Annotated in this window: 22 protein-coding genes; 5 read left to right on the top strand and 17 right to left on the bottom strand. The window is 27.6% G+C overall.

What is annotated here, in order from left to right:
- The first annotated feature begins 5 nt into the window (after nt 1-5).
- Nucleotides 6-1538, top strand: a complete 1533-nt coding sequence (locus Q0F58_RS06125; protein ID WP_294373711.1) for a cell wall metabolism sensor histidine kinase WalK — start codon at nt 6-8, stop codon at nt 1536-1538.
- Nucleotides 1539-1606: 68 nt separating this feature from the next.
- Here the strand turns inward: Q0F58_RS06125 and Q0F58_RS06120 are convergent, their stop codons facing one another.
- The 8 genes from Q0F58_RS06120 to Q0F58_RS06085 form a co-directional block, all read right to left on the bottom strand.
- Nucleotides 1607-2350 carry an elongation factor P 5-aminopentanone reductase gene (locus Q0F58_RS06120; RefSeq protein ID WP_294373709.1) on the bottom strand — a complete coding sequence of 248 codons (744 nt, stop codon included), beginning with the start codon at nt 2348-2350 and terminating at the stop codon, nt 1607-1609.
- 61 nt (nt 2351-2411) lie between these two features.
- The gene (locus Q0F58_RS06115) at nt 2412-3353 is read right to left on the bottom strand and encodes a dipeptidase (protein WP_294373707.1); all 942 of its coding nucleotides are present in this window, start codon (nt 3351-3353) and stop codon (nt 2412-2414) included.
- 83 nt (nt 3354-3436) lie between these two features.
- On the bottom strand, nt 3437-4357 hold the full coding sequence (locus Q0F58_RS06110) for a metallophosphoesterase (protein WP_294373747.1): 921 nt from the start codon (nt 4355-4357) through the stop codon (nt 3437-3439).
- Between the two features lie 153 nt (nt 4358-4510).
- Nucleotides 4511-6838, bottom strand: a complete 2328-nt coding sequence (gshAB, locus tag Q0F58_RS06105; RefSeq protein WP_294373704.1) for a bifunctional glutamate--cysteine ligase GshA/glutathione synthetase GshB — start codon at nt 6836-6838, stop codon at nt 4511-4513.
- A gap of 197 nt (nt 6839-7035) precedes the next feature.
- Entirely contained in the window at nt 7036-7332 is a 297-nt protein-coding gene (locus tag Q0F58_RS06100) for a metalloregulator ArsR/SmtB family transcription factor (protein WP_294373702.1), read from the bottom strand.
- Between the two features lie 317 nt (nt 7333-7649).
- Nucleotides 7650-7871: a hypothetical protein gene (locus Q0F58_RS06095; RefSeq protein ID WP_294373699.1), complete on the bottom strand. Its 222-nt coding sequence runs from the start codon at nt 7869-7871 to the stop codon at nt 7650-7652.
- Between the two features lie 352 nt (nt 7872-8223).
- Nucleotides 8224-9423, bottom strand: a complete 1200-nt coding sequence (locus tag Q0F58_RS06090) for a cation:proton antiporter (protein ID WP_294373696.1) — start codon at nt 9421-9423, stop codon at nt 8224-8226.
- Nucleotides 9424-9537: 114 nt separating this feature from the next.
- On the bottom strand, nt 9538-11109 hold the full coding sequence (locus Q0F58_RS06085) for a L,D-transpeptidase family protein (RefSeq protein WP_294373693.1): 1572 nt from the start codon (nt 11107-11109) through the stop codon (nt 9538-9540).
- A 301-nt stretch (nt 11110-11410) separates the two neighbouring features.
- Between Q0F58_RS06085 and Q0F58_RS06080 the strand changes: the two genes are divergently transcribed.
- Together Q0F58_RS06080 and Q0F58_RS06075 are read left to right on the top strand one after the other, a co-directional pair.
- Nucleotides 11411-12136 (top strand): ATP-binding protein, encoded by a 726-nt coding sequence (locus tag Q0F58_RS06080; protein ID WP_294373692.1) that lies wholly within the window; start codon nt 11411-11413, stop codon nt 12134-12136.
- 261 nt (nt 12137-12397) lie between these two features.
- Complete coding sequence (locus Q0F58_RS06075) at nt 12398-13105, top strand: hypothetical protein (RefSeq protein ID WP_294373689.1); 708 nt, start codon at nt 12398-12400, stop codon at nt 13103-13105.
- Nucleotides 13106-13159: 54 nt separating this feature from the next.
- Here the strand turns inward: Q0F58_RS06075 and Q0F58_RS06070 are convergent, their stop codons facing one another.
- The 4 genes from Q0F58_RS06070 to Q0F58_RS06055 form a co-directional block, all read right to left on the bottom strand.
- Nucleotides 13160-14053 carry a radical SAM protein gene (locus Q0F58_RS06070; protein WP_294373686.1) on the bottom strand — a complete coding sequence of 298 codons (894 nt, stop codon included), beginning with the start codon at nt 14051-14053 and terminating at the stop codon, nt 13160-13162.
- A 213-nt stretch (nt 14054-14266) separates the two neighbouring features.
- Nucleotides 14267-14404 (bottom strand): hypothetical protein, encoded by a 138-nt coding sequence (locus Q0F58_RS06065; RefSeq protein ID WP_294373683.1) that lies wholly within the window; start codon nt 14402-14404, stop codon nt 14267-14269.
- A gap of 79 nt (nt 14405-14483) precedes the next feature.
- A complete protein-coding gene (locus Q0F58_RS06060; protein ID WP_294373680.1) occupies nt 14484-14627 on the bottom strand; it encodes a hypothetical protein in 144 nt (47 codons plus the stop codon).
- Nucleotides 14628-14831: 204 nt separating this feature from the next.
- On the bottom strand, nt 14832-15485 hold the full coding sequence (locus tag Q0F58_RS06055) for an HAD family hydrolase (RefSeq protein WP_294373678.1): 654 nt from the start codon (nt 15483-15485) through the stop codon (nt 14832-14834).
- A 215-nt stretch (nt 15486-15700) separates the two neighbouring features.
- Between Q0F58_RS06055 and Q0F58_RS06050 the strand changes: the two genes are divergently transcribed.
- Nucleotides 15701-16042, top strand: a complete 342-nt coding sequence (locus tag Q0F58_RS06050; RefSeq protein WP_294373676.1) for a hypothetical protein — start codon at nt 15701-15703, stop codon at nt 16040-16042.
- Nucleotides 16043-16149: 107 nt separating this feature from the next.
- Here the strand turns inward: Q0F58_RS06050 and Q0F58_RS06045 are convergent, their stop codons facing one another.
- The 3 genes from Q0F58_RS06045 to Q0F58_RS06035 form a co-directional block, all read right to left on the bottom strand.
- Nucleotides 16150-16752: a DUF1062 domain-containing protein gene (locus Q0F58_RS06045; RefSeq protein WP_294373673.1), complete on the bottom strand. Its 603-nt coding sequence runs from the start codon at nt 16750-16752 to the stop codon at nt 16150-16152.
- A 272-nt stretch (nt 16753-17024) separates the two neighbouring features.
- Nucleotides 17025-17300, bottom strand: a complete 276-nt coding sequence (locus tag Q0F58_RS06040) for a CD3324 family protein (protein WP_294373671.1) — start codon at nt 17298-17300, stop codon at nt 17025-17027.
- Nucleotides 17301-17596: 296 nt separating this feature from the next.
- Nucleotides 17597-18781: a PLP-dependent aminotransferase family protein gene (locus tag Q0F58_RS06035; protein WP_294373668.1), complete on the bottom strand. Its 1185-nt coding sequence runs from the start codon at nt 18779-18781 to the stop codon at nt 17597-17599.
- Nucleotides 18782-18893: 112 nt separating this feature from the next.
- On the opposite strand from Q0F58_RS06035, the gene Q0F58_RS06030 reads away from it, so the two are divergent.
- Nucleotides 18894-20273: a PLP-dependent aminotransferase family protein gene (locus tag Q0F58_RS06030; RefSeq protein ID WP_294373665.1), complete on the top strand. Its 1380-nt coding sequence runs from the start codon at nt 18894-18896 to the stop codon at nt 20271-20273.
- 115 nt (nt 20274-20388) lie between these two features.
- Here Q0F58_RS06030 and Q0F58_RS06025 read toward each other — a convergent pair whose 3' ends face one another.
- Together Q0F58_RS06025 and Q0F58_RS06020 are read right to left on the bottom strand one after the other, a co-directional pair.
- Complete coding sequence (locus Q0F58_RS06025; protein ID WP_294373662.1) at nt 20389-21666, bottom strand: HAD hydrolase family protein; 1278 nt, start codon at nt 21664-21666, stop codon at nt 20389-20391.
- Between the two features lie 281 nt (nt 21667-21947).
- Nucleotides 21948-23368, bottom strand: a 1421-nt coding sequence (locus tag Q0F58_RS06020) for a DUF6179 domain-containing protein (protein ID WP_367118154.1), incomplete at its 5' end; no start/stop codon positions are given.

The following is a 23368-nucleotide window of genomic DNA, read 5'->3' as shown; positions in this document are numbered from 1 at the left end:
TTTTTATGAGACACAGTTTATCAAAAAGACTTTTTGCTATAACTTTATCCCTTATACTCGGTTTAATGATTTCTGTATACTTTACCCAGGCTGTGCTATTTGAAAAATTTTACGCTTATAAGAAAACCCGTTCTCTTGTAAATGAAGTAAGTAAATTTCATGATTTGTATTCACTTCATATTGATAAGAATTCTCCAAGAGATAAAAATTTTTATAAAGCATTAAAAAAATTTGAAGAGGACAATAGTGCACAGATTGCTATTACATCACTTAATGGGGACATCTTGTATATTTCAAGTGAATATAATGGTGACAGTATAGTTCCTCAAACTCTTGCTGGATTTTGTATTGACTTAATGAATAATAAAGATTTGATTAATGATGTAATAACTAATTCTAAAATACAATACACAACTTTTTCAAGTGAAAGTACTAACATAAAAAAAATAGGTATTATTAGTCCAATGTCTCTTCAAAGCAAGAATGACAGTTTAATATTCTGTGTTTCTTCAATACAGCCTATTGAAGAAGCTTCCAGCGTAATAGATGAATTTTTCTTTTATTTATTTATTGCTTTAATAGCTATTTCTGCAATACTTGCTCTAATATATTCAAATATGGTTTCAAAACCACTTGTAGTATTAACATATGTGGCTAACAAGATGGCAAATATGGATTTTTCAATGGTATGCTCTACTGAAAGAGAAGATGAAATAGGAAGTCTTGCCCAGTCACTCAATATGCTTTCTGATAATCTTCAAACAGCTCTTATTGACCTTCAGGAAAAAAACAAGAAACTTGAAGATGATATTGAAAAAGAAAGACAAATTGAAAATATGAGGAAAGAATTTACAGCTAATGTAAGCCATGAATTAAAAACTCCTATTGGAATAATTGAAGGATATGCTGAAGGAATAAAAGATGGAATTGTAAAAGGTGAAGATGCAACTTTGTATCTTGAAACTATTATAGATGAAGCAAAAAAGATGAGTGTTCTTGTTACCAATATGCTTGAACTTTCAAAACTTGAATCAGGTGCTTCAAAACCAAATTTTGAAGATTTTAATATAAATAGACTTATATCCAAAGTAATAAAAAAGCATGAGCCTGAATTTGAAGCACATAAATTTAATGTACATTTTAATTCATCCAGTCCTTATAGTTATGTTTATGCTGATGCATTTCAAATGGAGCAGGTATTTACAAATCTTATTACAAATGCAATAAAATATACACCTCCTGGGAATGATATAAACATTAATATTAAAGAAGGATTAGATAAATTCAGACTTTCTGTTCAAAATATGGGTACATCAATTCCTGAGTCTGAAATCAATAAATTATTTGACAAATTCTACAGAGTTGATAAATCAAGAGAAAGAACTCAAAGAAACAGTACAGGTCTTGGTCTATCAATAGTAAAAAACATCTTAAAACTTCATAATAGCGAATTTAATATCAGAAACATTGATAATGGTGTAGAATTTTATTTCTATCTTGAAAAAATAGTTGTTAATGATGATGATGACGAGATCTAAGATAAAAAGGAAACTGCAATTGATTTAGTATTTCAGCAGTTTCCTTTTTCTAAATTTATGTTTTTTAATTAGATAAATCCTCCATCAGCTCTTATTATTTGCCCTGTAACATATGATGAATCTTCAATTGCCAAAAACACTGCAAGTTTTCCTATTTCTTCAGCTGTTCCAAAACGTCCAATAGGAATTTCATCTTCAAGATTTTTTCTATCATCTTCTTCAAGAAAGGAATTCATTGATGTATCAATAACTCCTGGTGCAATTCCATTTACTCTTATGTTTGAAGGAGCCAATTCCTTTGCAAGAGCTTTTGTGAATAAATTTATTCCTCCTTTGCTTGCTGAGTACAGAACTTCACACGAAGCCCCTACTTGACCCCACATTGAAGATATGTTGATTATGCTTCCGCTCTTTTTTGATACCATATGATTCACCACATGTCTCGTCAAATATATTGGTCCCATTAAATTTACATTCATTATTTTATCAATAGACTCCTTATCTGAATCCATAAAAAGCCCTATTGTACTTATTCCTGCATTATTTACAAGTATATCAATTCTACCCATCGTTGTTATTATTTCATCAACCATTATTTTAGTTTTTTCATAAGAACTTATATCTTCCTTCACAAGAAGTCCATAGCCATTTAATTTCTTTATTTCTTTTAATGTATCTTCTGCACCTTTATCATCCTTAGAATAGTTTATTACTACGCCTGCTCCTTCCTTGGCCATTTCTATTGCAATAGCCCTTCCAATTCCTCTTGAAGCACCTGTAACAAGTGCAGTCTTCCCACTTAGTCTTCCCATCTATTTAATATGCAGGTACATATATTTAAGATATGCGCCTGACATACACCACCTTTCATTATTATTTTAGAGTTTCCTTAAATACTCTCTTTACATTTCCAGAAAAAACCTTATCAATTTCTCTTTGTGTAAAATTATGCTTTTCCAAAACACTATATAACTTATCAAATTCAGATGCATCTCTTATTTCTACTTCATTTGATATTCCATCAAAATCACTTCCTATGCACAATACATCTATTCCTCCCACATTTTTTATATGTTCTGCATGAAGAGCAATGGATTCAAGTTCTGCAATTTCTTTATCATGATTCTGTAAAAATTCAGAACAAAAATTCAGTCCCATAATACCTCCTTTATTAGCAAGTGCTCTTATCATATCATCTGTAAGATTTCTTGGATGATTTGTAATAGCCCTTGCATTTGAATGAGATGCAATAAATGGTTTAGTGCATATATCAATAAGATCATAAAATCCTTTATCTGACAAATGGGATACATCCGGAATAATTCCCAACTTCTCACATTCATAAACAATTTCCCTGCCTTTTTCAGTAAGTCCCTTGTCTTTATATTTAAATTGATAATTAGGATATCCAAGTTTATTTTTATAATTCCATGTTATTGTAAGAATTCTTATTCCCTTATTATAAACATCATGAAGTTTATTTACACTTCCTTTTACTACTTCTCCTTCTTCAATTGATAAGAATGCTCCTATTTTATTTTCTGATTCTGCTCTGTTAAGTTCATCCATATTCTTTACTATTTCTATATCTAAACTATTAGCTTCAACTTCATGGATAAATCGTTCATATATCTTAATAAATTCCTCATAAGGATCAGGATTTAATTTCTGATCAACAAATATTGCAAAAACCTGTCCAAGACAATTTCCCTTCTTTAATTTTTCTATATCCACTTTACATATACTTTTATTTAAATGCAGTTTTTCATAAAATATTCTTCCTGCTGTATCACAATGAAGATCTATGAATTTCACCTATACTTCATCCTTTCATTTTATATGCTGATTTATTAATAATTTTAAGTAATTCTCTTCAAAAAGCTATTTTTAAATTCTTCCTATATAGTAAAATAATCTGCTATTTTTTGAGGACCTCCGGTAACTATTCTGTTTATATAAAGATTATACTTATCATCAACCTCTATCTTCCATTTAACAAGACATATCTTGCCCTTTGTTATTTCTATAGTAGTCACAGATGATGGAAATACACAACATCCATCATTGAAATATAAACCTTCAGATGGTCTTGGAAATTTATCATTATGAGTATGTCCACAAATAATCATAGCATTCTCCTTTTTAGAAAGTCTTCCTAAGATTTTGTCTATCTTATCCCCCTTGTCATAATTGCTTGCAGGACTGGTGGGTGCCTTCATCCCCCCAACGCCTTCAAGAAATCTCCAGATATAACGAACCAAAAATCTTCCTATCTTCCAAAACTCACAGTTCATGCTATCAACCTGATGACCATGGAATGCTAATATTTCCTTATTTAATGGAGTATAATTCAAAACTGCACATTCATAAAATTTTATATTAGAATATAAATTAAGCATAGTGCATGGAAAATCATATCCAATATTATTATATACTTTTTTCTGCTTCATTATAAATTGCGGATTGGATTTTATCATATCATGATTTCCATACAATAGACATAGCTTATTTTTTTTATAAAATTTTCTCAATATCTCAAACACATTATCATAATTATACGCAATATCTAAAATATTTTTATTTTTCCATAATTCATCTCCATCACCAATTTCAACAAGCATATAATCATTATTATAATAATATTTTAATGCTGCTTTATATATATTTTCATTCAGCCTTAATGAATCTTCATATCCTCCATTTCCTCTGTGAGCATCACTTATAAACACTATTTTTGAATCATCATCAAAATTAATATGGCATCCTTCTTTCCTAAGTCTTGAAAGAAGCTCTCTGCTTTTTTTACACTTAGCATCCATATATTTCACTCTCATATTATTTTTTCACTTAAATATAATATGATTATTTTTTTCAGTTGACTCACTATAAACACATAAAATCAAAATAATTACAAGCTGTATATCTTATAAAATATAATTCTATAAAAAATACAGCTTTTTTGAGTTTGTTTTCTAATCTACAAATCCTAAAAGTTTAAGTACTTCTTCTCCAATCTTCCTTTCAGTTCCTTTGTAAGGATAACAGTGTATGTGAATTGCCGGATTAAAATTAAGTTCTATTATTCCATAAGGTTTGTTTTCATCACTATAATCTTCCAACATCATATCAACTCCACATATTTTAGCATTTACTGCTCTTGCACATGCAACTGCAATATTTTTAAATTTTTCTGGTATCATATCAGTATAATCTATACTGTCTCCTCCAGTACTTATATTAGAATTTTCCCTTAAATATACAATTTCATTTTCACTAGGAATATAATCAAAAGTTTTGTTCTGAACTTTTAAAAACAGTGCTGCATTTTCATCCAGATTTATTTTTTCAAGCGGGGTAACATAATGATATCCTCTTAAAGGATCCTGATTCTTAATTTCTACAAGCTGTCTTATTGTCTTTTTTCCATCACCTATAACATTAGCAGGAACTCTATGAAGAATTCCACACACTTTATCATTAATTACCAAAAATCTATATTCCTTACCTTTTATAAATTCTTCTAAAAGCACTGTATCATCATACTTAAAAGCTATTTCAAAAGCTTTGACAAGACTTTCTTTATCTGTTCCTTCACTAAATATGCTTATTCCTGTTCCAAAATTAGTAGATTTAGGTTTTATAACCACAGGTTTATTCTTATAAAGCTCTGCCACACTTCTTCCTTCCTCAAGAGAATTTACTTCAATTCCCTTTGGGACTCTTATATTGCATTGCTCTAAAACTTTTTTTGTAACGCTTTTATTTTCCATAATAAGAACACTTACATAATTATCTTTTGAAGTTTTTGTAGCCTGTTTTACATATTCAATTTTTTCTTTTCTTTTAAGAGATATAAAATTTTCATTTCTATCTAATACATCAACTTTTATTCCTCTTTTTACAGCTTCCTTCATCAATATCTGAGTTGATAATTCAAGATCTTCAAAACCTTGAAATTTGAATCTATTTTTATAACTATCTTCTTTATACTTTTCAGCTAGTTTCATATAACCATTAATGTATCCATAAGACTTTATAAATTCTTTTATTTTATATGAATATGTAAACTTATAATCAGTTATTTTTTTTATCATATTATCTAAAACATTTTTATCATCAATTCCTAGATAGATGCACATTTCCTTCATTTCGTTCAGGATCTCAATTCCCCATGATTTTATGGATATGCTTCTTCCATCTTTCATTAATTGAACTTCATCAGTTCCATGTTCAGATACATTTTTCTGATTTTCAGCTGCTTCTTTCTGCCACTTTCCATAATCAGATTCTTCTTTAGTTAAAAGATATATATTAAATAACTGCATAAATTTAAGGTCTTCAAGACTTATTCCTCCTTTTTCAAAAGGATTAATATCTATATTTCTATATTCCAAATACTCTATTCCATCTTCATCTAGAGATTTCATAAAATCATCAATATTTTTAGGTTTAAGTCTTACCGAACTATATAATTCTTTATGGCTTTGTATTAAATCATCATTTATAAATTTATTCAGACTTTCCATATAATCATTTGCAGTTGTATAATCCGGAAAAAGTTCATTCTTGTTCCTATATCCACATGTTCCATTTCTATAAGAAACTGCTCCTTTAGTTGTAAGACCATCATCTCCTATTCTATTAGATGTTCTCATATTACATTTTTCACAACCATAACTTTCATGAACTACATTGCTTGCTCCTAAAAGATATATTACAAGCCACCTATATCTAAGATAGTTTCTAGCAACTTTAAGATAAATAGAATTTTTAAATTCTTTATAGTTTTTTACACACAAACTATCAAACAAATCTTTATTATCATAAAGTTTTTTTAAAAATTGTTCATCAAACGAAAAATTGTAATGAATGCCACATATAAGCTGCCTTTTTCCTCCATATTTTCTTATTAAACTCTTTCTATATTCATAAGCTGACCTGCCTTTTTCATCATCTTCATACTCTGCAATTTTTATTTTATCATCATATGGTACAACACTTGGCATTGATTGTGGCCACAAATATTCATCACCTATTTCTGATATGCATATATCATACAATGAATTAGAAAAATCATACACCTGCTCAGGCGTTTTTAAAGGTGGTGTTACCATTTCAATTTGACATTCAGCAAAATCTGTAGTTATATACGGATTTTCACTTTTAGATCCAAACCCTTTAGGATGAATACTTTGCGCTAGATTACCATTTTTATAAATTCTTAATGCTTCACGCTCTATCCCATAATTTCCTTTTAATATTTCATATGATGAACATATTTTTCTTAATTTATCTAACATATGTAATTTTGTTACTGAAAATTTATAATGTCAGTAACTTTCCCCTTCCTTACTTTATTTACCATATAGTGCTTTTTTCAAATAATTTCTTAATAAATATATATTCCAATAATAATTAAAGAAATCTCTACTAAGATTTCATCCTTCATTGTTAATTGAAATATATATATAATCATAAAAGATAAATTTTAAATCTATTATTCTTTACATATATTTTCACTATTCTGTGTTATTATACTTAATAGAAAAAGAATAACTTTATTAGCATTTATCAAATTCAAACTATAATAACTCCATAGTCCTCTTTTTCTGCATTCCACAATTCCGCAGTCCATAAGAATCTTCATATGATGAGACAGTGTAGGTTGTGTAAAATCGAAATCTTTCAATATTTCACATGCACATTTTTCATTGCCAGATAAAATTTCTATTATTTTCAATCTATTTGTATCACTAAGCGCTTTTAATATTCTGGCATTCTTTTCATAATCCATTTTTTCACCTCTTACATAGATACAATTCTATATAAGAGTATATATTTTTATTGAGCTCTCGTCAAATAAAGTTAATTATATACTATTTATTTGCCTTATTTACAATGAAAATCTCTCATTGATTTATATAAATTAATATATTCATATAAATCTATATATTTTATATTAGCTCTCTTCAAGAACCATATATTAAAATAAGCTAATTTATAATTTCGTATATATCGCAAGCTTAAATTTACATCTAAAATTTATCTAAATATAATATCAAAGAAATCTTGTAAAGATTTCATCCTTCATTGTCAATTTAAAACACATATTCATTTTTTTATATCCATAATTGTAATATTTACAAATCGCTCTGGATGATAAAATTCCAGCTTTGTTATTTTGTAAAAAATATTACTTTTAAATGATAAAGTTATCCATTGTTCCGTATCAAGATTTATTAACACTTGATTTTTTAAAAGCAGATCTTCTCCTATTTTATTTCTTTTCATATAATTTTCTCTTGTAACTATTTTTTGATCATTATATTTCATATAATCTCCTCACTTATATTCACATTCACCATAGATATTATAATTAAATTATAATATCTATGGTATTCATTTACAATATTTTACTCAAAAAGTATATGATGTAACCTTATTCAAAATTTCTCAAAATCCACTTTCTATTCATCTTGCCATGCTTATAACACTTTAAAATTATATTCAAAATCTATTTCATACTTATAAATCAAAATTTGAAATAAAAAATAATTTAACTACATAATAAATAAACAATAAAATCAAAAAGAGCATCTCAAATGTTAGAATTTAACATTTGAGATGCTCTTTTTTTATTGTACAATATATTTTATTCTTAAAAGTTTTTTATATAATTTATATTTTAGCTATTTAACATCATATTATTGTTTTCTATGTGATTGCTTTTAAATACTAATTTTAACAAAACTGGTGTTATTATTGTTGTAACTAAAACCATTATTATAACTGGTCCCACAAAATAATCACTCATTATTCCAAGATTAATTCCTTTGCTTGCTACTATAAGAGCAACTTCACCTCTTGATATCATCCCTACTCCTATCTGCATAGATTCTGAATTTGTATATTTACATAATTTAGCACCAAGCCCACACCCTATAATTTTGCTTATAACAGCCGTAACTGTCAATAATATTGTAAATAAAATTATTTTTAAATTCATTTCTGGTAGTGTTATACATATACCTATGCTTGCAAAAAATATTGGTGATAAAAGCATATATGATGTAGTTTCAAATCTGTTTTGTATATACTTACGTTCATTATTTTTTGATAAAATAAGTCCTGCTATAAAAGCACCAGTAATATCTGCGACTCCAAAAAACTCTTCTGCTGAAAATGACATTAATAAACATATGACAAATGCAAAAATAACAAATCTTCTCTTATCAACATTGTACTTATGAGTCCATTTATTAAACAGAACAGATATAATTACTCCAAAGAATAAAGCTACTACAAAAAAGCCTACTATCTTTAATGTTACTATATACAAATTTATATTAGGATCTGCCATGCTTGTTACTACAGTTAAAGCTAAAATTCCTAATATATCATCTATTATTGCAGCTCCAAGTATTGCGTTTCCAGCTCTGGTAGATAACTTTCCTAGTTCTTTTAGAGTTTCAACAGTAATACTTACTGATGTAGCAGTCAGCAAAATTCCTATGAATATATTCTCAAGTGTCAGACTTACATTTGGCATTTTATTATTATTAAATATTTCTGCTACAGCAAATCCTCCTAAAAGAGGAATAATAACTCCTAATGTAGCAATTATTAAAGACGCTTTTCCACTCTTTTTCATTTCATCTATATTACTTTCAATTCCAGCTGTAAACATAAGAACAATCACACCAAGTTCAGCTACCTGGCTTATAAATTCAGTTTCTTTTAAAATATTAAGCATTGCTGGGCCAAGTATCACCCCTGCAAGCAGTGAACCAACTACTTGCGGAAGATTAAATCTTCTTGTAATCAAAGACAGACACTTTGTGCTCAAAAGAATTAATGCAATATCCAACAAATATTCATATGACATAAGCCCACCTCGTTTATATAAAACTCTTTTCTATATTCTACCACTGTATTTTACAATTTAAAACAATTATGATGTTTTTATTCTAATATTTTATTCTAGAATTCTTCTCAGAAATCAATAGTAGCATATTACAGGCGTACCTTCATCAATATTATAAAATATACAGCTTGCCAACTCATATGGCAGATTAACACATCCATGAGACCCATTTGATAGATATATATTTCCTCCAAATTTATATCTCCAACTTGCATCATGAAGCCCTATATTCCCATTAAAAGGCATCCAAAAAGAAACTGGTGATCTATAATTTTCACCTACAAGAACAGAATCTTTATCTTTATACTTAAGTTTATACGTACCTTCAGGAGTTATAGTTCCATTAGCTATGCATCCAGATACAATATTTCCTTCTGCTATAATATTTCCATCCTTATAAAACCATAGATATTGTTTTGTTAAGTCTATTTCAACACATGTATTTTCAATATCATTTATTATAGTATTCATACCTGTCTGCACATATATTGGTTCTCTGCTTGTCTCACTATTATTTTTTAATGTATCTATAAGTGCTTCTTTTTCTGCTTCTCTATTTATTTTAAATCCATAATCACCGCCTTTTATTGTGACATTTCTTCCACTTGTACTATACATATTTCTAATCTTTCCAAGAGTATCATACTTATCGGCAAATTCATTCACAAATTCCATAACTTTATCTTCATTTATAAATGAATTATCTTCATCATCCATATCAATCCAGTTCATCATAGTATTTATATCAATTCTTTCTTCTTGTGTTCCAAGATTATACACCACTGCTGATTTTTTATATTTCTCTAAAGCTTTCTTCCTTTTTAATATTTTTTCTGAAGATTTAGTGTATTCAGGATTTTCATAACAGTTTTCATCCTCGATATTTAAAATACTTTTCTTATATGATATATATTCTTTTATCTTTTCTTTCAATTCATTCTTTTTAATTTTGTTTCCATAAACTTCATCCTCAACTTGAATTTCTCCATTCTTATATACTAACTGAGGATTCTTAGGTTCAATAATATTATTCTCATTGAATATACTAAGATTATCTATAATGTTATCAAGCTCTTTTTCATCATATTTTATCAAATCATCCACATTCTTATTTTTTCCATATAGAAAATTCTTAATCCAAAAAGATTCTTTTTGTTGATTTTTTATTTCTTCAATAATATAATTTTTATCCTCGTCATATTTTAATTTAAAGTCTTCTCCTTTAATTTCTTCTGATACTCCATCTCTTCCTTCCAATAAAATAACATAGTCTGATGTTTCTTTCTTTATATAGTTTTCTGCTTCTTCTACTGTCTTTCCAGATATATCTATGCAGTTTATGGTTGTCCCTAAATAAAAATGATTTGCAAAATATATCTTCAAAAAACCATATGTACCACCTAATGACAATACTAATATCATTGCTATAACTATCTTTACTTTTCCTTTGGTCTGTGCTCTGCTTTCTTTTCTTTTATATCTTTTTCCCTTATTCTTTTTTACTAATTTTAATTTGTTTTTATTTCTGTTCCTCTCTCTTCTGCTTATCATGGTATTGTTATTATTATAACTATAATGTTCATTATCAAAATCGCTATTATCTATTGTCTCATAATTATGCTTATTAGTTCCTGCATAATGTTTCAAAATAATATCACCTCAAATTTCATAAATAATTCAGAATGAATTACTAATAACTTGTTAATTATATCATGTTTTTTCTTTTATAATTGTATAAAATATATATTCTTCTTAATCTCAAAAAATATTTTGTAAATTACCATAAATTCTCCTTTTGTTATTTTTAATGTTATAATATAATTGTTGAAATTGGAAATTTACAATCAATAAAAGATGAAATCTTTACAAGATTTCTCTTAATTATTATGTAATCTTATTATTAAAAAAATATACTTAATGATTTTTCATGCAAAGGAGACCTTATTTTATGAAAAAACTTCTCAGTAAAATGAGACAAGCAATAAACGACTATAATTTAATAGAAGATGGCGATAAAATAGCTGTTGGACTTTCTGGAGGCAAAGACAGCCTTACTCTTCTTCATCTTCTAAATACATATAAAAAATTCGCTCCACAAAAATTTGAACTAATCGTTATAACTTTAAATCCCGGAAATGTTGACAATAGCCCCCTTCATCTATTATGTGAAGATCTTCACATTCCATTTTATGAAATACAGACAGATATACAGAAAATAGTTTTTGAAATAAAAAAAGAAAATAATCCATGTTCATTATGTGCAAAACTGAGAAGAGGAGCACTTCATAATAATGCGGCAGAACTTGGATGCAATAAAGTTGCTTTAGGACATCATAAAGATGATGCTGTTGAAACTCTTATGCTTTCTATCGCTTATGAAGGTCGTATCAACTGTTTTTCTCCAAAATCTTACATGGATAAAGAAAACATAACTTTAATACGTCCTATGGTGTATATTTCAGAAGAATCAATAAAAAATACAGCAAAAAAATATAATTTCCCTATAATTGAAAACCCCTGTCCTGCAGATAAAAAAACTAAAAGGGAAGATATGAAAAAACTTATATTTGAATTAAATCATAAAATACCTGGCTTTAAAGAAAATCTTTTTAGGGCACTCACTAATAAAGAACAGCTCTTTATATGGGATAAAAATTCTATTAAAAATGAATAATTATTACAAAATTCAATTATAGAATATCCTTTAAAAATTTTTTCGTATTAGCATAATAAACAAAAGCAATTCAAAATATGATATAACACAGGCAGGCATTCATACTATATACTGATTTGAATTATATGAAATATCCACATTTATGTTAATAATATTAAAAATCAATCGACTATATAAATATCGATAAAATTTTTATATAACAGATTATTATAATATTTCCAGTTAAAATATTTGATAAAAACTTAATGGAGATGATAAATTATGAGTACCCAGAATTATAATTATTTAAATTACCTTACTGCCCGTATGTCTTTGGAAAACAATCTTTTTTCTTCTAATACATCTTCAAAAAATACAAACACCCTTACTGACTGCAGTTTTCTTATAAATGGATATTCTTCAAAAAATAATAGTTCTTCATCTTATCTTGATCTTGTAAAATCAAGTTTGAAGCAGATTCAATCTTCGAATGCTTCATCTAATACAGCTTCAATCAATAAGATAAAACATGAACTTTTTGATTCCTTAGATACACTAGCATTTAAAAATAACACTCTTGAAATTACTGAAAATACAAAATATAAGGTTCAGACACTCACTCATGGACTTGTTGGAATAATTACATCACAGCTTGGAGTAAACAGTTTATTATCGACTCTTTCTTCTGACTATAATGATATGTCATTTTACACAAATAAATATGAATTTGAAGATGTAACTCAGACAATAAAATTAATGAACTCACTTGTTTATGGTAAAACTGCTGACGAAAAAGTTTCTGCTCTTAAGGAGCTTTACCCTTCTATGAAAACTGACGGCGGCAGCCTTGATCTTCTTGAGAGATTAAAAAAACTTGGTGTTACTCCTGAGCAGCCATTTGAAGTAAAGGGATGTACTGGCAGACTTGTAATTGATAATAATGGAAATATCTATACCGAAAAAGAATACAACATAATTAAAAACAAATAATTTATGCCCATAGCAAACCTGTAAATCGAGCCTGCTATGGGCAATTTCCAAAATTTAAAACCATTTTATCTGTTCATCATAATATCCCTTTTTATAATCTTCTATTATATCTCTCATTTTATACACTAACCCATATTCACTACATTCACTTTTAAAAATACTCCATAATCTTTTATATTCTGGAGATGGACATTCATAATCATTTCCATAAGCATCAATATATTCTTTTACAAGCTTTCTCTCAGGAAAAAGATTCAATAATTTTTCATAATAATACTCCCTCTGGTTTCCTCTAAGAGTCATTCCCATTCCATAGGCAAAAATGAATTTTGCTCCACATTCATATGCTTTTTTTACTATCTTACATATATTGTCTTCTGTGTCATTTATAAAAGGAAGTACAGGCATTAACAATATTCCTGTATATATACCTGCATCACTAAGCTTTCGTATAGCTTCAAACCTTTCTGAACTAGGACTCACATTAGGTTCTACAAGCCTGCATAATTCATCATCATATGTTGTAACAGTTATCTTTATGAGCACTGGGGAATGTTGCTGTATTCTTTTTAATATATCAATATCTCTAGTTATCAATGGACTTTTTGTTGCAATTCCAATTCCAAACCCAAATTCATCAATAAGTTTTAATGCTTCTCTTGTATGTTCATATTTATATTCAAAAGGATTATATGGATCACTCATGGCACCAGTTCCTATAACCCCTTTCTTCCTCTTCTTCTTCAATTCCCTTCTTATGATATCCGTAGAATTTTTCTTTGCTCTGACAGTATCAAAATCATTTATATTGTAACATTCACTTCTCGAATCACAATAAATACATCCATGACAGCAGCCTTTATATATATTCATATTATAATTAATTCCAAACCATGAATTTCCCTCTACATATGATGATATTATGGTTTTCGAATCTATATACTCCATAAATATAATCCTTTCTATAATCCATATTCCAATTAACAGTGTACGATGGACAATTGACAATGAACGATAAAATCTTTTCAAGATTTTTTTAATTATTATGTAGTTCTATTATTGAAACTTATATCTTAATTACAACTTTTTCTTATAACTAAATTAAATCATATTTAATATGACATATGTATGTCATATTTTATATTAAGCTGCCCCGAATACTTATTTTTCAATTATATCTTTTTCAATTATTTCCTTAACTCTTTCTGGCTCTTCAAACATAGGACTATGTGCTGAATTTTCAAATAGATAAAAATTCTTTTCTGGTGCTTCTATAGAATTTAAATACTCTTCAGCCATCTCATAATTTACTGTATAATCATATTTCCCTGAAAAAAAGTAAACCGGAACATCTATGTTCCTAATTTTTTCTCTTAAATCAGCAGTATCTCTCTCTTCCCAGCTCAGAATTATTGGAAAATATTTTCCCTCTCCATAAATTTATCTTTTCAGCTACTGTTATAATTCCTAATAATATAAACATTGCATACTTCATCCTTTTAAATATATTTTTCATTTCCATTCTATAACCGCTCATTTCTTTTTGTAACTATTTTCCACTATGTTTAGTATATATTCGAAAGTTTACATTGTCAACATTAAAAAATAAAAGTAGATGTATCTATATTTTTAACTATATATACATCTACTTTTAAAAATAATAACATCTTAAAATATTATAAAGTTTCTATATTGAAATTTTGACTAGTTTTTGACGAATCAGTTTTTAAAGTAATATTTCTAATAATTCTTCAGGTGTCTTTACAACTTTAAAAGCTCTCGCTTGTGTAAGTTCTACTGGATTTCCATATCCATAAAGTACACCAATACATTTTAAACCATTTTCTCTCGCACCTATTACATCATGTTCTCTATCGCCAATCATGATTGTTTTATCTAAATCCTTAATTTTTGCAGTTTCAATAGCATATTTTATTACATCGCCTTTTTTTACTCTTGTTTCTTCAAAATCAGCTCCACATATAAAGTCAAAATACTTTGCCAAATCAAAATGATCTAAAACTATTTTAGCATGTGCTTCTGGTTTAGATGTTGCAATAATTAATGTTTTTCCATTATCTTTAAGAGTTTTTAACATTTTTTCTATTCCATCATATACTTTATTTTCATAGATTCCCTTCTCTACATAATATTCTCTGAATTTTTTTATTCCAAGTTCAGCCTGTTCATCATCAAAACCATAAAATCTTTTATATGAATCATTTAAAGGCGGACCTACAAATTTTTTTAGCTCATTTAAATCCTCAACCTGAATTCCAAAATACTCTAGTGCATATTTAACTGCTTTTGTTATTCCTTCTCCTGAATCTGTGAGTGTTCCATCTAAATCAAATAATAAGTATTTAAAATCTTTTTCCAAATGTATATACCTCCAAGTTATCTTATATTTATATATTATAACATCTATTTTTTATGTATCAATTGTTGAATTATGGTAGATAATTTACAATAGAAATATTACAATTAAACATAGATGATAAAAAATAAGTTGAGCCATTTGCCCCATCTTCCAGCAAACGATTTGAAGCCCTTGGTATATTATCAACTTTAAGTATAACTACAAGTATTACTCTAATGCCTGTTCTTCCTTTTATTGAAGATAATGAAAAAAATATTCTGAAGATTGTTAATAAAGCTGATTATTATGGCGTGAAATATATTGTTCCATTTCTAGGTATGTCTCTTAAAGACAGACAACGTGATTATTATTATAAAAAACTTGATGAGAATTTTCCTGATATTAAGGAAAAATATATAAAAAAATTTGGTAATCGATACAAATGCTACGATCCTAATATAACCAAACTTGGTTTTACTTTAAAAAATGAATGTTCAAAATATGGTATCTCCTTAAAAATGCCATCATATGCTGAAAAAATATCTGGAGTTCAGCTTAATTTTCTTAAAAATTCTTAATCTCCAGATACTTTTCAATCACAATAAAAATATGCTGCTAATTTCACATATTTTATAAATACAATTTTATTTTGTTTAAATTAATGCATTATGATGATTATTGTATACTATTTATCAGGCATATTTTTTTGTGATATTCTAACATCCAATAATCTGCCCACATGAATTTTTTCTAATTTTTCACAGTTACTGCTATAAATCACTTTACTCTTTATCATACGTTTTACTTCACTTCTTGAAATATTCAAAATATCTGATAAAACTTTATCTGCACGAACCTTTAATTCATATGGATTGGCTATTATCAAATTTGTCTCAAAATTCGAATCACTGCTCTTTTCCTGTTTTTCTTTAAACAATATTCTATATCTTATTTTTTCTTCATCAACAACTGCTTTATTTATTGAGAACAATTCCTTTTTTATTCCATATTGAAATGATAATTCTAGATCATTATTTAAAAATCTTTTATATTTATCATCATCAATTTCAGTTGATTTTACTCTTTCATAGATACTTAAATTGTAAGTATGTTTGCACTTTTCACATTGATAAATAAGCCATACATCAAGTAGATTACCATTTGCATTGATTCTAAAATTATTTGTATTTATATAATCAGTTTTACATCCACATTTAGGACAATTTCTTATAATCTCATAAGATTTTTGTGGTAAAATTTCATATTTATTTTCTACATAACAGCTCATACTGCATCTCCTCATATCCTGATACTTTATTGATATTGGATCTGCAAAGGCTATATGCCAATATGAACAATTTAACTTCTATAACTGCATAAGCCTCTGCTATGCAATATTATTTGGTCTACACATACGCACTTCCCCTTTCTGTCTTTAATGATATATCCTAAACTTCCTTCATTCCACCTCAAACTTTTTTCTAAAAAATAATGAGCCATTACACTTATATGAATTATTTCATTTAATCTAAAATAATTCCTGTGAATGACTCATTTTAATTATACAGCCAGTTTCATTTTGCTTATAATTCTTTGTATGCTTTTTTCTGATAGAAAATACTTTTCTGCAAGCTGAGATGTTTTTAAACCTTTTTTATGATCAATATAAATTTTATTATTTCTTTCCTGCAGTTCCTGTCTTATATTAGTTCCATTTCCCCATTTTTTACGTTCATTCTTTTTTCTTGGAATATAAATACACTCTCCATCAACATAATTCTGAATTAATTCTATTATTTCTGCTGGCAGAATATGTTCTGCTTTTTTATAGCTCATTTTTGCCCTCCTAAAATCATTAACTCTTAGGAATAGCAACAGCTATAACATTTTTTCTATAATGCTGCAATAGCTGATGCTATGCAAACATAACAGGTCTTGTCATAAAATATTCCTCCTTATTATAATAATCTGAAAATCATGTGTTTTTCATATTAATATTATTTTACCACCAAAAAGCCTTGTATTCAAAATTATTAATAACAATTTCAATTCATTACGTCTAACACTGCACTTTCTTTATATATAAACACTGCAGCAAATAATATCATAATTTCCAAGCCTTTAGATAGCATCTAAATATATTCTTTAATTACTTGACCAATTATTTTTATACCTTCAACAATTCTATCTTCAGGCATATTTGAATAATTAATTCTGAAATAATTTTCATGTCCTCCATTTGGGAAGAATGGTCCTCCTGGAACAAAAGCTACATTCTTTTCAAGACACTTCAAAAGAAGTTCTCGTGCATTTATATTTTCAGGAAGTTTAATCCATGTAAATAATCCTCCTTCAGGCCTGTTAAATTCAACACAGTCTGGGAATTCTTTTTCCATTGTATTTAATGCAAGTTCACATCTTTTCTTATATAATTCACGTATTCCTTTAATATGTTCATCAATATCATTCAATTCAAGGAACTTTGCAATTTCCATCTGTGCTGATGTATTGCACTGAAGGTCTGTACTCTGCTTTATTATTACAAGTTTTTCTATTATATCTTTATGAGCGGCTACCCATGCAATTCTATATCCTGGACAGAATATCTTCGAAAATGTTCCAAAACATACAACATTTCCAGTCTTATCAAATGACTGAAGTGAAGGAAGGTTTTCTCCCTTATATCTAAGTTCACCATAAGGGTTATCTTCAATAATAACCTTGTTATATTTATCTGCTACCTCTACAATAGCTTTTCTTCTTTCTAATGGCCATGTTATTCCTGTTGGATTCTGGAATGTAGGAATCGTATAAATTAATTTTACCTTAGGTGTGGATTTTATTATTCTTTCAAGTTCCTCGGGAATCATTCCATCCTTGTCTGTAGGAACTTCTATAAACTTGCATTCATATGCCTTAAATGCACTTATTGCAGCAAGATATGTAGGACTTTCACACAAAACCACGTCATCCTTATTTAAAAATATCTTACCCATTAAATCAAGTCCCTGCTGTGAACCATGAGTAATCAATATATTATCATATTCAAGATGTGTACCTATTGTAGTATTCATTCTCTGTGCTATCCATTTTCTTAATGAATCAAATCCTTCTGTTGTTGAATATTGAAGTGCTTTTCTTCCACTTTCCTCAAGAACTAGCCTGTTTGCCTCTTTTATCTGTTCAATAGGAAAAGTTTCTGGCGCTGGAAGACCTCCTGCAAATGAAATTACTTCCGGTCTCTGAGTAACCTTTAATATTTCTCTTATTTCAGAAGCCTTAAGTGAAGACATCCTTTCTGCAAATTCAAATTTCATATCATATCACTCCTGTTAATAATTTACTTATTAGTTATTTTAATATTGATATTGTATGAGTTCAATGATAAAATTGTATGCAAAACAATATTTTTTAAGGAGTTTTATAATAATGCCTGTAAATTCATTTGAAAACTATCCAATGTCATGGAAGCCAGATAGAAAAATTCTAAAACAGCCTCTATATAAATCTCTTGCCTCTGCCTTAGAGGAAGATATACTAAACGGTATTTTAAAACCTGGAGATAAACTTCCCCCTCAAAGAGAACTTGCAGATTTTTTAGATATTAACCTAAGTACAGTTACACGATCTTTTAAACTTTGTGAACTCAAAGGCCTTATAAGCGGTCATACTGGAAGAGGCACTTATATTTCATCTGATGCTCACGTTTCATCAAAACTTCTGTGCTGTGAATCAGATAATAATTGTATTGATATGGGAGCAGCTTTTCCCATATATGATCAAAATAAATATATAATTGATTTTATGAAAAAGCTATTAAAAAAGACTGATATTCATAATCTTTTAAAGTATACCGATTCATGCGGATTACTCTCTCATAGGATTACTGCACAAAAATTTCTGAATAATTTCAACATAAATGCATCACCTGAAAATATCATGATTTCTTCTGGTTCACAAAATGCTTTAGCTATAATACTTATATCCCTTTTTAATTCCGGTGATAAAATTGCAACAGATCCTTTAACTTATCCAGCATTAAAAACCCTTGCCAATAATCTTGGAATAATATTAGTTCCTATTCCATTATTAAATTCAAAGATAGATATGACTGCTTTTGATTCATTATGTAAAAATGAAAATATAAAAGGCTTATATCTTATTCCTGAATTAAATAATCCAACTACATATTCTATGTCTTTAAATGAAAAGAGCAGTATAGCTAGAATAGTTAAAGAAAATGATATAATTTTCATTGAAGATGGAATGTATTCATTTGTAAGTCCTAAAGATTCGATTCCAATATCCACCTTGGTTCCTGAACAAAGCCTTTATATATGTTCTGTTTCAAAATCAATTTGCGCTGGACTTAGAATTGGTTTTATGGTAGTTCCAGATAAGTTTAAAAAATCTATTGAAGATGGAATATACAATGTAAATTTAGTGACTTCTCCATTTAATGCTGAAGTGATATGCAAAATAATCGAGAGTGGACTTGCTTATAAAATTCTTGAGGAGCGTAAAGAAATGACTCTTAAAAGAAATGAACTAGTTGATAAAATACTATATGATAAATGTGTTTTAGGAAACAAATACAGTCCATTCCGCTGGCTTATGCTTCCTGATAATATGGACAGCCAAATCTTCGAAAACATTGCAAGATCAAAAGGAGTCAGTGTATACTGCGCTTCCAGATTTGCAGTTGGAAATAGTAATTTTTCTCCAGCTGTAAGATTGTCAGTATGTGCCCCAGACAGCATTGAAAGTTTAAAAAAAGGACTTTATATATTAAAATCCTTACTTGATTGACCCTATATAATTAAACTGTTACATTAAATGCATCTGAATTTAATATAACAGTTTCCTGCTTATATATATTGTATCTAATTAAAACCCTATCAAATTAATTTAGCGTGTCATTTAGTTATTTGGTCCAAAAATACGGTTCATATGTCTTTTGGAATTTCTTTACTATTTCATTTCCATCCCTTCCATTTATTATTATATCGCTCACACCTTCAAGATTTCCAAATGTAATTATTTTATCAGCTTCAGCCATTTTTTTAATTTCCATAATCATATTTTTCTTTACTGCCTGTTTATTATAAATTTTTATGTACATATATCCTTTATAGTCATGTGATAAATATTTCAATATTTTATATGATTTTGTATAGCCTGCCTGTACTAAATCCAAATACAGCTTTTCTATTCTTTCTTCAGTATCTATAAGCATTAAATAAGCTGATTCAGTATTTAATGGAAAGTTACCCTTTATATAATTCCTATATGGCGACACCCTTAATTCATTATATATTGTTTCTTCAATTTTATTTTTAAAATCACCATAATATATAACTACCGAATCTTCTATGACCACATTTACAAAACAATGGTAATTTCTTTTATGAAAAAACTCTATAAACTCATTAGTTTCTTCTACTGTCATTTTATACAATTTCAAGCATCTATTATTCTTAATATCAAAAAGCATTGCCCCATCCATTACAACAACAGGCAGATTAATATTGATTCCCTGAAGTGCTTCTAAAAGTGAAGCTGGAGATCTCATTGTAGCAATAGTAAATTTCGCTCCATCATCCAGCATTTTATTTAATTGAAATCGACTATAAGATGTAAGATTTTCCCTCATTGTTAAAAGTACATCGTCAAGTTCAGAAACAAATAGAATATCTTTATTCTTCTTTGTAGGAATTTTAAAATTATTTACTCCAAAAGCAATTGCAATTCCAATCATTGTATCTAGAACTCTGTTTAATACAAATAAATAAGGATTTTCATCTGTAATATGTAATACGACAATACTAAGATATACTACACATGAAAAATATGATGAATTTTTTTTATTTAATAGTACGGTTGTATATATTACTGCTATTATCAATAATGATATGATTGCATACCTTAAAAATTCATGCCTAAATTCAAGAACATAATATTCAAACATTATAAATAAAAGTCCATATACAGCACCTATTAATGTTCCTATTGTCCTTTGAAGAGATTTGTTTTTTGAATCACTTGTATATGGCTGCATACACCATAGTACTGATAATGCTGTGTAAAAAGGAGTTCCCTGTTTTCCCCTTATAAAATAAATTACAAATCCCAAGAATACTCCAATTGCTGATTTTATTATTCTCATACCTATTGGAGGCAGATTACTAAGTCTATCCTTCACAATTAATTCCCCTTAATTACTTATTCACAATATTATGATTTCTTAACAACTAAATATGCGTTTAACTGCTTTTTCTTTAAATTTAAAAACAATTTAAATATGCATATTCTAATTTGTTATTCATACTAAATTTTTATTGATTATATAGTAATATTTAATCTATATTTTGAAAAGACTTTAACAAAGTTTTCTTCTTTTTTAAAGTCATTTATTGTACAATATACAACTTTTAATCTTTAAACTTGTGAATTAAAATCAATTGATCTGATCTTTAAAAAAATCTAAATTATATTAACCTTTTCAGCCACACTAAATATTTGATTGAATTTCTGTTTATCTAAACTTAACATATAACGTTTAAATTCTTCCTGCCATTTCTTTTCGGAATTATTCCATAAATCAAAATCACTCATATGCCTGCAAAGGAGAATTGTCTGAACCTCAGGCAGATTTGTAAAAAATATATTAAATTCATTTTCAAAAATACAGTCAGCTTCCATTATGTCAATAAGGTCACCAAAACTTTTTATACTATTTTTAATCAAATCAATCTTAACTTCTATACAGCTGCTTTCATTTATTTTTTCTGCCAGATTTCTAAATGCTGAATTGCTCATCTTTTCTTTATCAACATATTTAATTAATTCATCATCATTATTTCTATAACTCACAAAAATTCTTTCAAGTTTATCTGTTTTTATCCCATTACAAATATTAATACTAATTTTATATATAGAACACTTAATATAATCTTTTAATTTTTCATCGTAAATCCCTAATATTTCAATAAGTTTTTCTGAACATTGAATCATAAATTCTGTTAATTCATCCCTTGTCATATCTTCCAATTTAATTTTTATACTCTTTCTCTCATTGTCTGTTATATTTAAATTCTCAGGATTTTTTCCACATATTATTTTGCCTAATGCATTTGTAAGAACTATTTCAAAAATATTAATAAGAAGCATCTCACTTTCTCTATTGTATCCTTGAAGAACCATTTTAACCTCATCTATATCAAATTTTCTACAGAAGTCATTTTCAATATCCAATATGTTCAAATAATATTGCATATATTCAATACCTGAATATTTCATATCATCAATATATAATGGATAATCTATAGATCCCTGATTTTCCTGAGGCACAAAAAAATCATCATATGATTTAAAAAATATTCCAAGACCTCTGTCTATTGTGTCATTATAAGCATAATGTTCTACCTTAAGCTTATTTTTCTGAATCTTCAAAAGAAGCTGTTTGCATAATCCTCTTTTTTTCTTTATAATTTCAAAGCCTTGTTTATGCATCTGAGCCAGTTCTTCATTTTTTAATTGATTTAAAAGAACAGTTTCCAATTTAGATTTATTTTTTTCATTTTCAAGAACATTCTTTAAGTAAATGCTTACAGAATAATCTATTCCTTTTAAAATTTTTTCTGCATCTTCTTCCATTACAGAACTACTTTCATCTTTTGTATAATATTTTAGGTGAATTTTTAATTCCTTCATCCTTTCAATATTAATTCTACTCAACTCAGATTCATCTAAAAGCTTTTTTTCATAAAAATAAATCATAATTTCTTTAAAAAAGCTTTCTGCACATAGGCTCTGTTTAAATCTTTTTTCATTGATTATATCAGTTAAAATTTCATAATTATTTTGATTAAGTGCAATACTTCTTTGTTGTTCCATATTTCCCA

Source organism: uncultured Clostridium sp. (assembly GCF_934754915.1).
Taxonomy (GTDB): domain Bacteria; phylum Bacillota; class Clostridia; order Clostridiales; family Clostridiaceae; genus Clostridium.
The sequence above is the reverse complement of the archived record's forward strand: the minus strand, read 5'-3'. Positions and strand labels throughout refer to the sequence as shown.